The 15,803-nt window shown below is 40.2% G+C and carries 11 protein-coding genes and 1 pseudogene; 10 read left to right on the plus strand and 2 right to left on the minus strand.

Features of this window, described 5'->3' with window-relative positions; genetic code table 11:
* The first annotated feature begins 149 nt into the window (after positions 1-149).
* The 5 genes from IRQ78_RS01280 (at position 150) to IRQ78_RS01300 (ending at position 8,599) form a co-directional block, all read left to right on the plus strand.
* Entirely contained in the window at positions 150-1,388 is a 1,239-nt protein-coding gene (locus IRQ78_RS01280) for an AAA family ATPase (protein WP_166341018.1), read from the plus strand.
* Positions 1,389-1,402: 14 nt separating this feature from the next.
* Positions 1,403-2,365 carry a transcriptional regulator gene (locus IRQ78_RS01285; RefSeq protein WP_194441136.1) on the plus strand — a complete coding sequence of 321 codons (963 nt, stop codon included), beginning with the start codon at positions 1,403-1,405 and terminating at the stop codon, positions 2,363-2,365.
* 415 nt (positions 2,366-2,780) lie between these two features.
* The gene (locus IRQ78_RS01290; protein ID WP_194441137.1) at positions 2,781-5,924 is read left to right on the plus strand and encodes a DEAD/DEAH box helicase; all 3,144 of its coding nucleotides are present in this window, start codon (positions 2,781-2,783) and stop codon (positions 5,922-5,924) included.
* A gap of 229 nt (positions 5,925-6,153) precedes the next feature.
* Entirely contained in the window at positions 6,154-7,620 is a 1,467-nt protein-coding gene (gene rmuC, locus IRQ78_RS01295) for a DNA recombination protein RmuC (protein WP_138599771.1), read from the plus strand.
* Position 7,621: 1 nt separating this feature from the next.
* On the plus strand, positions 7,622-8,599 hold the full coding sequence (locus IRQ78_RS01300) for a hypothetical protein (RefSeq protein WP_194441138.1): 978 nt from the start codon (positions 7,622-7,624) through the stop codon (positions 8,597-8,599).
* Positions 8,600-8,670: 71 nt separating this feature from the next.
* Here IRQ78_RS01300 and IRQ78_RS01305 read toward each other — a convergent pair whose 3' ends face one another.
* A complete protein-coding gene (locus IRQ78_RS01305) occupies positions 8,671-9,375 on the minus strand; it encodes a hypothetical protein (protein WP_194441139.1) in 705 nt (234 codons plus the stop codon).
* A 126-nt stretch (positions 9,376-9,501) separates the two neighbouring features.
* Here IRQ78_RS01305 and IRQ78_RS01310 point away from each other — a divergent pair.
* Positions 9,502-10,076 (plus strand): annotated as a pseudogene (locus IRQ78_RS01310) (DJ-1/PfpI family protein).
* Here the strand turns inward: IRQ78_RS01310 and IRQ78_RS01315 are convergent.
* The gene (locus IRQ78_RS01315) at positions 10,071-10,952 is read right to left on the minus strand and encodes a LysR family transcriptional regulator (protein WP_194441140.1); all 882 of its coding nucleotides are present in this window, start codon (positions 10,950-10,952) and stop codon (positions 10,071-10,073) included. The pseudogene IRQ78_RS01310 and the gene IRQ78_RS01315 sit on opposite strands and share 6 nt — an antisense overlap.
* A gap of 100 nt (positions 10,953-11,052) precedes the next feature.
* On the opposite strand from IRQ78_RS01315, the gene IRQ78_RS01320 reads away from it, so the two are divergent.
* The 4 genes from IRQ78_RS01320 (at position 11,053) to IRQ78_RS01335 (ending at position 15,684) form a co-directional block, all read left to right on the plus strand.
* Complete coding sequence (locus IRQ78_RS01320) at positions 11,053-11,541, plus strand: DUF2938 domain-containing protein (protein WP_194441141.1); 489 nt, start codon at positions 11,053-11,055, stop codon at positions 11,539-11,541.
* Positions 11,542-11,550: 9 nt separating this feature from the next.
* On the plus strand, positions 11,551-12,183 hold the full coding sequence (gene tmpT, locus IRQ78_RS01325) for a thiopurine S-methyltransferase (protein ID WP_054553346.1): 633 nt from the start codon (positions 11,551-11,553) through the stop codon (positions 12,181-12,183).
* 112 nt (positions 12,184-12,295) lie between these two features.
* The gene (locus IRQ78_RS01330; RefSeq protein ID WP_194441142.1) at positions 12,296-13,096 is read left to right on the plus strand and encodes a DODA-type extradiol aromatic ring-opening family dioxygenase; all 801 of its coding nucleotides are present in this window, start codon (positions 12,296-12,298) and stop codon (positions 13,094-13,096) included.
* A gap of 257 nt (positions 13,097-13,353) precedes the next feature.
* A complete protein-coding gene (locus IRQ78_RS01335; RefSeq protein ID WP_194441143.1) occupies positions 13,354-15,684 on the plus strand; it encodes a S9 family peptidase in 2,331 nt (776 codons plus the stop codon).
* Positions 15,685-15,803: the final 119 nt, after the last annotated feature.

Raw genomic sequence — 15,803 nt, forward strand, 5'->3', positions numbered from 1 at the left:
ATATTAAACTTACTTATTTATACTTAGCATCAGTAAAGTTACAAATTTTTATTAAATGTCTTATAAATAAAAGGTATGTCGTCTTAAATACTTGTTTACAGCAATTTGAATGGACATTATACTTAAAGCATAACTTTGAGGAAGAAAGTATGTCTATCAATAATAATGCGCTAGCCACTTACAGGTTACTAAAAGCGACAGCAGAAGTTGCTGAAAAATCGCTAGAAGGACGTATTCAACATTATCGTGCCCATTTAAAGTCTGAAGAAAAAGAACTTCGTACTTACACGCAAAAAGCAGCCGCTGACTTATTAGGCTGTAATAATCGCACCTTGAAACGACGTCATGATAATGGTGACTTTGATGAACTAAATATCAAACGTGGTGCTAATGGTCACTACGCATATACCTTAGTAAATATATTTGCTATGGCTGATATCATGGATATAAAGCCAGATCACCGTACCGTTGATGATAAATTACAAGTTATCGTTATTAACTCATTAAAAGGTGGTTGTGGTAAAACGACCAGCATGGTGAACATAGCCGCTGCACTTGCTACTACCAACATTAAACGATACAGAATTGGTATCATTGACCTTGATCCACAAGGTTCTTCATCAAGCTTTTTCCCACCAAGTGAGCCAGACCCAATTACTGTGGGCGATTTAATGCGTGACTGTATTGAACTCGATGAAAACGAAACCTGGGATGAATTAGTATCAAACTCTTTCTTACCTACCCATATACCTAATATTCGTATTTTGCCTTCTGGTATGGATGACTTTTATTTTGAGCATGAAACAGCAACTTTATTAAAAGATAGCTCTAGTTATGATAAAACTCGTCACTATCATAAATTGCTCGAAAAAGTTATTGAACCGGTAAAAGATCAATTTGATATTATTCTAATTGATACAGCTCCATCACTTAACTTTATGTTTTATAATGCATTAATGGCTTCTACATCGATGCTTATCCCTGTTCATCCTGAAGCTGTAGACTTTGATGCAAACAATAAATACTTAAAGCGATTAGGCGAGATTTACCATACAGTTGCTGCGCTTGGCCACCAAGGTTGGGACTTCATGCAATTCTTAGTAACTAACTATGTTAAAGGGAACCATTCACAGCGCGACATCGTTAAAGATGTTCGTAGTGCATTTGGTCGTCAAGTAATGAGTTATCCAATCAATCATAGCTCGGCAATTACCGCCAGCTCATCTTCTTTTAATACCATTTTTGATCAAAAAACGTCAGATAGCTTAGCTAGTCGTGAGTCACTACTTCGTGCGCAAGAAAATATCAAAGATGTGGTTGATGAACTAGAAATGTTGATCCGATCTAATTGGCAGTCAACTCAATCGTCTCTAAATACAGCTAAGTAAGGTAATTAATAAAAATGGCTAAAAAACGTAAAAACGATACCAGCTTAGACCCTTTTTCAACGTCTATCGAAAGTAGCAGTTTAGATGCTTTGCTAGAGCAAGCTTCAGCTGGTGATGTTATCAGTATGCCTGCTCCAAGTGATCCTACTCGTCAAATTACTTTGGTGTGTAAGGTTATTCCAAGCTCAGAAATTGAAGCTAAAACAAAGGTCTATGGTAAAAACCGCCGTGTACAATCATTGCTAAATGAAAAGTCAGTTGCCGATATCCTTCCTGCAATTGCCGAAGACGGCCGTAACCAGCACCCTGCCCTATGTTGGGATAAAGGTGACGAAATGCTTGTATTAGCAGGTTCTCGTCGTCGTAAAGCATGTATCTTAAGTAACTCTGATTACTTAGTTTTAAGCTCGGAAGACTTTACAGATCAAGATGCTAAAATACTTGCTGTATCATCTGATCAATACATTGCCCCGAGCCTATGGGAGCTTGGTCAAGCATATCAACAGACCCGTGATGAGCTTATTGCTGAGGGTAAAAAAGGCTCTTATCGTGAGATTGCGGCAATTGAAGGTGTATCACACACTGCTATTGCTGATGCTATTAAAGCGTTTGAGAATCTACCTTCTGAGGTTTTAAGTCTTTACCCAACAGCAAATCATGTTGGCCGTGAAGTAGCTAAAAAGCTTATTAGTGCCAAAGAGCGTGATGAGCAGTTGTTTACCAAGCTTGTAAATGACGTTAGTAGTGATAGCGAATTAGCGCAAATCAGCAGCGATGATAAACGTGCTCTTGCAATTACCAAGCTATTAACTGCTGAGCCAGCAGCGCCAAGCCGTCGTGAAGCACTTATCGACAGTGAGTTTGTCAGCGTACAACGTAACATCAAAAGCGGTGATTTATCTGTGAAAATCGATAATAAAGTGATGACAGACAAACGCTTAGAGCAGCTAACTAAATTGTTAAATAGCTTTAATTAGTTAGTAAAATAATGATCTCTCACGCTTTTACAGTTAGTAAAAGCGTGATCTCCCCCCTCCTTTCGTTAGTAAAATAGTGATCTTTGGTTGGCTAATTTGGTCATTATTACACTCTCAGATCAGTTTTTTACCAACTAATCGCCCCTTTACAGTTCTGTTACCCTGTAAATTTGTTTGCTTAGTAAAAAATCGATCTGTAAAGCCCCTTCCTTGTTATTAACCTGTTTATATCTTGTGCGATTGTTGTTTGTTAAATGCTCAGTATGTCACTTTTCAACTTTGATTTTATTTTAAAGCACTTTTTTACTAACTAATCAGCTCCAACCAGTCCAATATTGCTCAATAGTGCTTTAGCTCTGGGCCGATAGATCATATACTGGCAGAATTATTTTTTGTTTTTACTGCCAAAAGCGTTATGTCTGCTAACTTATCCAAAAATGACTTATTAGCTATCTTTGAAGAAATCAAGCAAGAGCAAGAAACTCAGTTTCCTCTGTCTGAGCGCTTCATCAAACAGCTGTTTAAGCCACATGTGTTAAGTAAAGCAAAAGAGTATCATCAGAACGGCCAAATCAATTGGTTGGAACATAACAGTGATTTTAGCGTTATTGATGCATCTATGTTTGGTAACGAAGGAAATACCTTTACTCAGCATATTGAGATCAGTAAATTACCAAGTGGTTTTTCGGTCGATTCGCATTGTACTTGTGGCTCTAAAACTAAATGCCGTCATATTGCAGCTGTGCTCTTAAAGCTCAAAATTGAACATTCAGGTGACTACGGTGAAGACTACATCATTAATGATTGGTTTAGTGAGCTAAAAACGCTTAAGCAAGTTGCTAGTGACAATGCCAAACAGGTTCTATTATTCGTCCTTGATGTAGAGAAGTCTGTAGTAACCCTTACCCCTAAAATTGCTAATTACGATCCTGAGCATAACTATACACTTGGTCGTAACCTAACCGAGCAGCAGTTAAATAGTTTTGTAACTCCCACTGATTTATTAGAATCGGATTTTCGTTTATATAGCTGGATCCGTTCTCAAAATGCCCTTGGTAAATTAGAGCTAAAAGGCCAATGGGGTTTTGCAGCACTGCAGCAATTAATTGCTACTCAGCGTTTGTTTTTAGGTCGCTCTCGCCAAGGAATTAAAGCTGATAGCATGCAAGCACTAGAGTTTGATTGGAAACAAAACAAAGACTTAACGTCATTGAGCATGACGCTTGCTGGTCAAGATAATTGGTTATTGTTAAAAACAACCCCCCCTACTTACCTTGACCCTGAAAAACTAAAAGTGGGCCGAATTCGTACTCCGTTAACGGCTGATGAAATAGCGTTACTAGCCAATATGCCTGCAATTCACACAGAGAACTTTGATCGCGTTTATCAACAGCTCAATGATAATTTTGGTGAAGGTGTGATCCCTCATGCATTTAAGGAAAGCAAAAAAAGCCTAGCTCGAACTGTATTCCCTGTCATCAGTATTAATAATGACGAGGGCACAATCCGCTTAGGATTGCAGTTTAATTATCAAAACTCTTTGTATGATTTAAGCCAGGCGCCAGCTGATATATTAAACCAGTCATTAGAAAACACCGTTGTAAATGAATTAACTAACCTTGGCTTTGAATTATGTAAAGGGGCTTTACAAACTGATTTTATCTTTAATAAACAATCATTTATTCATGAGCACTGGTTAAAGTTTGAAATAATTCCAAACTTATTAAAACGCGGTTGGAAAATTAATGATGAGTTAGACGTAGGCAAAGTTCTAAAACAACTTTCACTGCAAGTTGAGCGAGGTAAAGGTCATCAGATAGTTAGTAAAATCGTGATCTCTGGAGTTAAAACTCAACAGTTGTTTGTCACTGATAACAACACTTATCAATCTCTCAACAGACAAAGTGAACGCTTTTATTACTTTACTGTAGGAAAACGCTTTGCTGTGGTTGAAAAGGCCGCGATGATGCAGCTTAATGATTATCGTGAACGTTTTGAGCATATTAAAACCCGTGACGAAATCTTAATGCCTTTGTCGTTTTTGCCTAAGCTTATCGAGCAAAAAGCAATTAAGGTTAATATTGTTGACGATGCACTCGATGCTTATTTATCTGAACTGAATAGCTCGCAACAGCTTATTAAAAAGTCCGATATTCAAGGCTTAAATTCTGGTGTGCAATTACGAGAGTATCAACAACACGGTGTTGATTGGCTCAACTTTCTAAAACGTCACCAACTTGGTGGTATTTTGGCAGATGACATGGGGCTAGGTAAAACCTTACAAGTTATCGCCTTTTTAGCTAATGCCAAGCAATCACCACAAGCTGGCCCCACGTTAATTGTTTGCCCGACCAGTTTGGTTGGTAACTGGCAAAGTGAAATTAATAAATTTGCGAGCAACTTAAAAATTACGACTGTCTTTGGTGCTGCGCGCAGCGACCAATTACAACAGTTGTCGCAAGCAGATTGTATCTTAACAACTTACCCACTATTAAAGCGGGACATTGCCTTTTATTCGCCGCTGTATTTTGAAAACATCATTCTTGATGAAGCGCAATATATCAAAAACGATGCCGCACAGGTTTCACGCTTGGTTAAGCGTCTTAATGCTGACTTTAAGCTTTGCTTAAGTGGCACGCCTATTGAAAATAACTTATTTGAGCTTAAATCTTTGCTCGACTTTGCAATGCCTTCTTTACTTGGTTCGCAAGCACATTTTAAGAGCTATTTTCAAACGCCTATTGAGCGTGATAACGACGTTGCCCGAGCTGATGAACTTAAGTCGTTGATCATGCCATTTATCTTGCGTCGTACTAAAGCACAGGTAACGCAAGAGCTCCCAGAGAAGACTGAGCTAGTTAAAGAGTTTGAATTTGAGAGCAAACAAAAAGAAATTTACTCAGGTATCACTGAATCTTTAGAACAGAAATTAGTCGACCTATTTGCACAGCAAGGTGTACAAAAAAGTAAGCTAGCCTTTTTAGATGCATTATTAAAGCTAAGACAAATCTGTTGTCATCCAAAATTGATCGATCCTAGTTCACAGGCTGGCAGTGCTAAGCTTGAGTGGTTATCAAAGCATTTGCCTATTATGCTTAGCGAAGGACGTAAGGTGATTATATTTAGTCAATTCACCATGGCACTTGATGTGATAGCTGAGCGATTAAATGAACTTGGCATCCGCTTTAGTATGCTTACAGGGCAAACGCGACATCGCGACCGTGTAATTGAAGAGTTTACTCAAGGTGATACATCCGTATTCTTAATCAGCCTTAAAGCCGGCGGCACCGGATTAAACCTAACTCAAGCCGATACAGTGATTCATTTTGATCCTTGGTGGAACCCTGCCGTTGAAAAACAGGCGACAGATCGTGCCTATCGTATTGGCCAAACTAACCCTGTGTTTGTTTATAAATTGATTATGGCTAACTCAATCGAACAAAAAGTATTTAAAATGCAGCAGCATAAACAAGCCCTTGTTGATGCATTATTTACCGAGAAATCAATGAGTTTTACTCAGTTTGATGAAGAACAAATGCTTGCACTGATAAAAAATTAAATTTTTTTAAAGTTTTTTTGAACTAATCAAATTTTGGGGCGTCTATTATTATGCTTGTTGTTAAATTGCAGTTTACATAAGCATTATGTTGATTTCCCATTTGGTTACTAAATTTTAGTAATGTTAGAGCCAGCTCACCTTGAGCTGGCTTTTTTTATGCCTAAACCCCCTACTCTGCTGAGCGCTAATTCGTTATGATGATGTGTCTTTAAGTTATTGAGTTTTCATTATGATTACAGAGCTAATTGCACAGATTAATTGGCAAAGTGGTGTGCTTGGTGCTGCTGTAGGTGCTGTTGCAAGTGGTGTTATTTTTGCCCTACAAAATAGTCGCTTAAAAAATCAGTTAACCGAACTTCAAAATAGCCAGCAAATCCTGCAAAATCATTTAGAACAAAAGCAGCTGCAACTTGAACAAAGCCAGCTTACACTTTCGCAGTTACAGCAAGATTACGCAGAACAACGTGATGAGTCTCAACACTTTAAAACCCGCTTTGTAGAACAAGAAAAACAAGCACAACAATATAGTCAGTTTTGGCGCAAGGTCGAAGCTGAGCTTGCTGATACAAAAGCTGCACTTAATCAGCGCGATGTTGATTTAAGTACCTTACGAAGCACCGTTGAGCAAAAAGAACTGCATTTTAAAGAGCAGCTTAGCCATATCAAAGAAAGCAAAGAGCAACTCAAAAAAGAATTTGAAAATCTCGCTAATCAAATCCTTGAAGAAAAATCGCAACGTTTTAAAACCTTAAATCAAGAAAGTATTGAGCAACTATTAAAACCTGTTCAGGGTGAGCTAAAAGGCTTTCGCGATAAGATGGAATTGATCCACGTCGAAGATCTAAAGCAGCGTGCAGCGCTAAAAACTGAGTTATTGCATTTACAGGCTAAAAGCCAAGCTATCACTGAACAAGCCGATAGGCTGAGCACCGCATTACAGGGGCAAAAGAAAACCCAAGGTAATTGGGGTGAGTTAATGCTTGAAAATGTACTCGACAGCGCTGGGCTGCGTGCTGGAGTAGATTATCAGCGAGAAGTATCGTTTAACACCGAAGATGGCCGTTTACGACCAGATGTTGTGGTGTATTTGCCTCAGCAACGTCATTTAGTTATCGATGCTAAAACCTCTTTAAACGCGTATACACGCTATGTAAATGCCGATACAGAGCTTGAGGCGCAGCAAGCGCTAAAAGAGCATGTTATGGCGGTGCAATCACGTATAAACGAGTTAGCAAGCAAAGCCTACGACAGACTACCCGGTATTAACTCACCAGAAGTGGTGATCATGTTTGTACCAATAGAGTCGGCTTTTGTTGAAGCGCTTAAGTACCAGAGTGATATTTATCAGCAAGCAATCGAAAAAAACATTTTAGTTGCTACGCCAACGACCTTATTGACTAGCTTGAATATCGTAAAACAACTGTGGCGTTTTGAAGAGCAAACTAAATACTCAAAAGAGCTTGCCGCTCGTGCAGAGCGTTTTTACAACAAACTCAATGGTTTCTTAACCAGTATGGAAGGGGTTGGTAAGCAATTAGACCGCGCCAAAGAAAGTTATGATAAAGCGTTTTCTCAGCTGTACCGCGGTAAAGGAAACTTGATTAAGCAGGCCTCTGAGTTCAAAGAGTTGGGGGTTTCTGTTCAAAAAGAGTTACCCGCGGAAACTGTTGAAAAAGCCCAATTAGAGTTAGATTAATATGCAGGTTTTAAAGCTTATCGGGTTTGTTATTCTCGCATCTGTATGTTTTGCAAGTAGTGTCAAAGCTGAAAATTATGATTACGACAGCCAACTTAATAAAGCGTTACACGCTAATAAACTCGTTGCGATTGGTGATGTTCATGGCAGCGAGCATGTTGTTACTAGGCTTATAAAATACTTAGATGAGCCTAGTAACTGGCAGCAGCTTGATGATCTTGTCGTTGAATTTGGCAATGCGCGGTATCAAGATTTAGCTGATCAATATTTGTTGAGCAAACAGAATATAAGCATTGATGACGTAAGGCACATTTGGCGCGACACCTTGTATTTTATGGCATGGCAATATGATGTTTATGAGCAATTAGTTTTAAAGTTAAAACAGCTTAATAGTACCCGTTTACATAAAGTTCGTCTCGTCCTTGCTGAGCCTGCAATGAACTGGCAAACCCTCTCTAAAGAGGATTGGCAAAAGCTAGAGCGTAGCCGTGAAACTGGCTATTTAGAGTCAATAAATCAGCATGTTGTCGCTAAGCAGCGCCGTGCAATCTTACTCTTTGGTGCATTTCACACCTTTAAGCAGCCAGTGGTTATAAGTACTCAAGCTTCGCCTTTTAATTCAGTTATTACATTACTTGAACAGCAAAAGCCAGGTTCCACATACACTGTTTGGCCAGCGATGAAAAACGATGGTATTGCATCATCATACCCTGCGGATAGCTTGATCCCTTTATCGGCTTATAGTTCGTTGAATAAGCCGTTAGCGTCAATGTCTAAGCGCTTTGCTACAAGCAATAGTGTTAGCCTTGCGGATGTTGCGGACGCTTATTATGTGCTAAAAAACACAGATAGAAATGCGCCATTAAGTGATGCGGTTTTAAATGATCAGGCATGGCATAAAGAATTAAAACGCCGTGCAGAAATAGTATCACCAAGAAGTGCTAAACAAATCCACTCTTGGCTTAAGCAACATCACTAACAAAAAGCCAACGCCATGTTGGCTTTTTTGTTATACCAATTCACTTAATTAAATATTATTGCGGATCGGTATTAATTAATAAGTTCAGCTGACACGATATCGTTAAGCATTAAAAAGTGGTTAAGTACAGACTCTTCAAGTTCAAATACCTGCGCTATTTTTTCGCCACTTGCTGACATTCCTGTTTGCGCACCTGCAAACTCGATATGTAGCCCTAAACGTTTTAGGGTTTGGGTATCATAACTATAAATAGCCGCATCACGTTTCTCGGTAATACCTGGCATCATCCCTATGATAGTAACCGCTTGTTCAACATTGATGATATCGAAAAATTGTCGCTCTGCAGTTTGCCATTTAGCTATATAACTAGCTACCTCGGGCGGCTGCTCCATGGGCACGTATAATGGCTGTAATGAGCCGCCATGCCAGCCAATAACGGCTTGTGCTTCAACGAGGACATGTGGACTTGCTGTAACGACATAATTGGCGCAGGAGGATGCACAAAGCTCACGCACTACAACATTGAGTTGATATTCATGAACTAAGCCTCCGAAATGGAGACCTGCCATCACATCACCACCTTGGCTATTAATTATTAAGGTGTTGATTTGTTGATCGCTATTTACTAATAATTGTTCAAACTTTTCAACATTTTGCTTTGATGTTTTGCCGTGAAAATAAATAGTGCCCGGCGATACTTCACTAATTTCAGCAACGCTTTGCTGTGTTGTTTTACAACCAACCAGCAGCACGCTCAATAATAATAAAAAACGCATTAACAATGCCTTGAAGTTTTGTTTGTATACAGTGCGCAATTTAATAATATGTCATTAACGAACTGCAAAAATGGCATAGTACGTTTTTTTACTTGAGAAATAAATCCACATAATAGGAACAATTGTATGAATATTGGAATTTACATCTATGATGATGCCGAAGTGCTCGATTTCTCAGGTCCGTTTGAGGTGTTTAGTACGGCTAAGCGCCTAGCGAATAATGACTGGCAAGTGAGTTTAATTGCCGAAAATAATAGTCCTGTTCTTGCCCGCGGCGGTTATAGTGTAAACCCCCATTACAGCTTTGCTGACTGCCCTTTGCTTGATCTGCTTGTTGTGGTTGGGGGTGACCATACACGAGAGCTAGAAAAAGCAGAGGTTATTACTTGGTTAAAACACACAGTCACTAACACCAAGCGTGTTGCGAGTGTTTGTACGGGGGCGTTTTTGCTTGCTAAAACTGGGCTTTTAAGCGGTAAAATGTCACGACTCATTGGCAAGATCAACCTGAGCTGGCTGCTATGTTTTCTGATCTCAACGTGATTGCAGAAACTCGTTGGGTCACCGACGGTAAGTTTATCAGCTCTGGGGGGATTTCTGCAGGCATTGATATGAGCCTAGCATTAGTCGCTGAGTTTATTAGTTACGAACACGCACTACTAACTGCTAAACAGATGGAATATAAATGGCAGACGTTATAATTTCTCAGTAATGTAGTCGGTTATAAACTGCTTTAGAAAGGCAGCCTTTTTACTCAGTAAACGTGCGCTTGGCCAGATAGCATAAATGTCGCGGTTTTCCCCTCGCCAGTGTGGCAGTACTTGAACTAACTGTTGAGATTTTAATTCATCTATAACCTCAAACCGAGGTAACAAGGCGATACCTTGCTCATCACAAACTAAGTATTTTACAAATCCAGTATCGTTAAAAGTGGTAGCAAATCGGCACATGTGAGTATAAGTTGCATTCGTTTGTGTATTGGTTAGCTGCCACTTATTTCGCAACGTGGTACCAATTAATCTATGTTGTTTTAAATCAGCAGGCTCTTCTATGGCAGATGCCGAATTAAGGTATGCTTTAGTGCTTACAAATAAGGTATCAACACTGCCTAACTTTTTCTGATGGAGCATAGAATCAGCCTGCGGCCCGACTCTTATTGCTAGATCAGCTTGGCTTTTACTCAGATCTTCAAGTTTATTATTAAGCAATAACTCAAGTTGAATATCAGGGTACTGTTTAGTAAATGCGAGCCACATCGGCTTTAAGAAACCATGACTAATATTCAGAGGTGCTAAAACTTTAAGCTTTCCTGATAATTGTGCTTTTTGATCATTGAGCTGGCGGTGAGTTTGTTCAAACTGCTCAATTAATTCAACATAACTTTGAAAATATACCTCTCCTGCTTGTGTTAACGTGCATTGCCTTGCTGAGCGAGTTAAAAGCTGCTCGCCTAGGCGTTGCTCAAGTCGTTGTAAGCGTCTCGATACTGTTGCGGTAGGCAACGACAAGCTCTCAGCCGCATTACTTAGGCCGCCTTGTTTAACAATCTGTATGAATAGGGCAATATCGTCAATCATGTTCTCATTTATGCAATCATAGTTTGTTTATCTTGCTATTTTTAGCATTTTTGCAATTAGATATCATGTCTTTTATTAAATCATTTAAGAGCATCTAATTATGAGTGTTAATGATATTTATGTGATAACTTTTGTAGGCATAGCGGCGACTTTGTTCATTGATCTTTATGCTTTTTTGCTGGCTAAAGTGTTTAAGATACCGTCATTAAACCTTTGTTTAGTTGGCCGTTGGGGCTTGGGTTTATTAGCTGGAAAGTTTAAGCACCTGAATATAGCAACTAGTCCAGTTAAGCAGTTTGAGTGCGTGTTTGGCTGGTGTTTACACTACTTTATTGGTGTTTTATTTTCGTTTCTATTTATATTATTGGTCGGTATTGCTTGGCTTGAACAGCCCACCTTAATCGCTGCATGTATATTTGGATTAGCTAGCGTATCTATGCCATTTTTTGTTATGCAGCCCGCTTTAGGGATGGGGATAATGGCTACGAAAACAGCAAACCCACTTCAAGCCCGCTTAAAAAGTGCTGTAACTCACCTACTTTTTGGTGTCGGAATATATTTATCAGCTCAATTCATTCAATTTATTTAGGAGTATGTAATGGACGCAAAGCATTGGCATCAACGTTGGGAAAATAACGAAATTGGTTTTCATGAAGGAGACGTTAACCGTTATCTAGATCAGTTTTTTACTAACTTAAATTTACAGCAAGGCGATACTGTTTTTGTGCCACTGTGCGGAAAAACTCACGACATTCATTATTTGCTCGCGCAAGGTATGCGTGTTGTTGGGGCAGAACTTAGTGAGATAGCCATTAAGCAGTTATTTGATGAGTTAAAGCTAGAACCCGAAATTAGCCAACACGGCGAACTATTACGTTATCAAGGCGCAAATCTAACCGTTTGGGTAGGTGATATTTTTGCACTTACCGCGAATGAACTTGGCACTATCAACGCGGTTTATGACCGTGCTGCCTTAGTTGCGCTGCCAAAGCCCATGCGCATTCGCTATACCCAGCATTTACTAGAGTTGACCAATAGAGCTAAACAGTTAGTGGTGGTCTTTGAGTATCAGCAAAGTGAGTTTTCGGGTCCGCCGTTTAGTGTGGTCGCCGATGAGCTACATCAGCACTACGATGCTTTTTATCAACTAACATTACTGTGCAAAGAACCTCTCGAAGGTGGCTTAAAAGGGCAAGTCCCGGCTATGAACGTAGCTTGGCATTTAAGTTAGTACTTACAAACTAGTGGTGTGTAAATTCACACCCTAGTTGTGCGTTTTTGTCGCTAGTTATTCTACCTCTGTGCGTGCACTATAGTGATTACTGCATTTAAGGAGTACATTTATGCAAAAGCCACGCGTTTTATTTGTTTCACATGGCGGCGGTCCTATGCCTTTACTTGGCGATCCAAGTCATGCTGATATGGTTACTTGTTTGCAGTCTATTGCTGCAAAAATTCAAAAGCCGTCAGCTATTTTGATGGTGAGTGCGCACTGGGAAGCGAACCCAATTAGCATCACTTCGAGCGCTGCTCCTGAGCTAATTTATGATTACTATGGTTTTCCTGAGCCTGCTTACAGTATTGAGTACCCAAGCCCAGGTGAACCAGCCCTTGCCGAAAAAGTACATCAAGCATTGGCAAAGGCTAATATCGATAGCACTTTAAACCCATCTCGTGGCTTTGATCACGGTATGTATGTGCCTTTGAAGATTATGTATCCAGAGGCAGATATACCTTGTGTGCAATTGTCGTTACATCCAAGCCTTGAGCCAAACTTACACCTAGCGATAGGTGAGGCTTTACAACAGCTTGATTACGATAATTTATTGATCATTGGTTCTGGCTTTACTTTTCATAATATGCGCGCATTTTTCACCCCTGAAACAGCTGAAATTAAAGCGCAAAATATGGCTTTTGAGCAATGGTTAGTCGATGTCTGTGGCAATACTGAGCTGAGTGAACAGCAGCGACAAGCTAAGTTATTAGAATGGCAAATGGCCCCTGCGGCGCGTTTTAGTCACCCTCGTGAAGAGCACTTATTGCCGTTACATGTTTGCTATGGTGCGGCGATGCGCCCTTGTAGTGATATCTACGAACTACGTATTGCCAATAAGCAAGCCAGTATGTTCTTGTGGGACGATTAAGTTTAAGTTCAACCCCCCTGATAACACGATAAAGGCTCAGATTTTATAAGTTTATTTTGGTACGCTAGGTAATACCAATCTGCAATAATACGTAATCATTTTGAGGGATTAAACCTGTTGCTACCTGCGTTAAAAATTTCTGATTTAGAACAACTAAATAACGAAATTTTTGCCTTGTTATCAACGAGGTTTTATTGCCTCAAAATAGACCACTAAATTAAGCGAATTGGTATAAGTTAAAACCTAGGAACAACAAAATGAACTTAATAAAAACATCAACCCTTGCGTTTGCTGTGGTTGCGGGTTTAGGTTTGCAGGCATGCTCAACGACAGAGCAAGCGAGCACCCAATCAGCAACAGTGAACGCAACGGCTAATCCGCTCTCGCTTGAACAAATTTATAAAGAAAAAGACTTTAAAGCTGAGCGTAGTACCTATTTTACGTGGCTCGATGATGGTACTGGTTATACGGTACTTGAAGAGCGCGAAAGCGATAAAAACAACCAAGACGACAAAGCTGAAGACGATGAGCACGGCGTAAAAGGCAATGATATTGTATTTTATAACGCCGATGGCACGGGTCGTAAGGTACTTGTTAGCTACGAAAAATTAATTCCCAAAGGTGATAAAGAGCCACTCACCGTTGAAAGCTACCAATGGTCTAAAGATGGTAAATGGCTGATGGTTTTTACCAATGGCGAGCAAGTGTGGCGCTCACGTAGCCGTGGTGATTTTTGGCTTTTAAACCTCGAAACTGATTCGCTATATCAGTTAGGTGGCGAAAACATCGAAGCGAAAAAGCTGATGTTTGCTAAGTTCTCACCTGATAGCTCAAAAGTAGCTTACGTGCGTGATAACAATATCTACATGGAAAAAGTGGGTAGCAAGGCTGTGACTGCCTTAACCACTGATGGTAACGACACCATTGTTAATGGTAATTTTGACTGGGTATACGAAGAAGAATTTACTATTCGTGATGGTTTCCGCTGGAGTCCAGACAACAAATCAATTGCCTATTGGCAGCTTGATACCAGTGGCGTTAAATACTTCACCATGATCAATAACACCGATGATCTCTACCCTACCCTTAAAGAGTTTCCGTATCCAAAAGCTGGCGAGATGAACTCAGCGGTTAAAGTGGGTGTGGTCAGTCTTAGCGACAAGAAAACCCGTTGGGCTGAACTAGGTGGCGATAATCGCGATCGTTATATTCCACGTATTAGCTGGGCAGGCACAGGTGAATCTTTGATGATCCAAGATCTTAACCGCCCGCAAAGCCACAATAAGGTTTGGTTATTCGACTGGCAAAAACAGCAGCTGACTAAAATTCTTGAAGATAAAGACGATGCCTTTATTGAGTGGTTTTATAAAGCAAACTGGTCAAAAGACGGTAAGTTCTTTATTTGGCACAGTGAGCGTGATGGCTGGCGTCATTTGTACCGTGTATCTCGCGATGGCAAAACGGTTGTTGATTTAACACCGGGCGAGTACGACATCATAGATATGTTAGCGCTCAACGAAGATAAAAACGTTATGTACTTTACTGCATCACCGGATGATCCAGGCCAGCGTTATTTATTCCGTACCTCGCTTGATGGTAGCACTAAACCGGTGCGCGTAACGCCTGCGTCATTCGATGGCTCAAGCAGCTATTACATGTCTAAAGACACCTCTTGGGCGATGCATACCTTCTCTAAATTTGGCACCCCACCAATGAAAGAGATCATCAAAGTAAGCGATCACAGCAATGTGAAAACCTTAGTTGAGAACAAAGCATTAAAAGAGAAATTAGCGACTGAGCAGTTACCGACTCACGAGTTCTTTACGGTTAATGCGCGCGATGGTGTTGAGCTTGATGGTTACATCATGTTCCCAGCGAATATGGATAAAAGTAAAAAATACCCAATCGTTTTCTATGTTTACGGTGAGCCGTGGGGCTCAACAGTACAAGACCGCTGGGAAGGTAACAGTTACTTATACAAGTCGTATCTAACTCAGCAAGGCTTTATTGTTGCCTCAGTTGATAACCGCGGCACGCGCGCACCAAAAGGCAGAGATTGGCGTAAGTCTATCTACAAAAAAATAGGCTCTATTACCGTACGTGACCAAGTTGACGCCCTCGATGCAATGGCAAAACGTTGGGATGTCATTGATACCGACCGTGTTGGTGTATGGGGTCACTCAGGTGGTGGTAGTTCAACGCTTAATTTGTTATTCCGCCACGGTGATAAATATAAAGTTGGGATTGCCTCAGCCCCAGTGCCAGATATTCGCTTGTACGATACTATCTACCAAGAGCGCTATGCAGGTAACCCAAATACCGATCCTGAAAGTTACGACAATACGTCTCCGATCAGCTTTGCAAAAGACCTGCAAGGTAAGTTGCTACTGATCCACGGTACCGGAGATGATAACGTTCACTACCAAGGCTCAGAGCGCTTAATTAACGAATTAGTTAAGCAGAATAAACAGTTCGAGTTTTTTTCTTACCCGAACCGTTCTCACAGCCTACGAGAAGGTAAAGGCACTACCTTGCACTATCATACTATGATGGCTAACTTCTTCGAAAAGCATTTACTTAACAAGTAAATATGCTCTATAAAAAATACCGCAGCTTAGAGGTTAAGCTGCGGTTTTTTTATGCAAACTGTAAACCCCCGTTACACAAGATAGCGATTAGATGAAAGCTATCAAATGTTTGAAGTAAA

Origin of the sequence: Pseudoalteromonas simplex (assembly GCF_015278155.1) — a bacterium.
GTDB lineage: Bacteria > Pseudomonadota > Gammaproteobacteria > Enterobacterales > Alteromonadaceae > Pseudoalteromonas > Pseudoalteromonas simplex.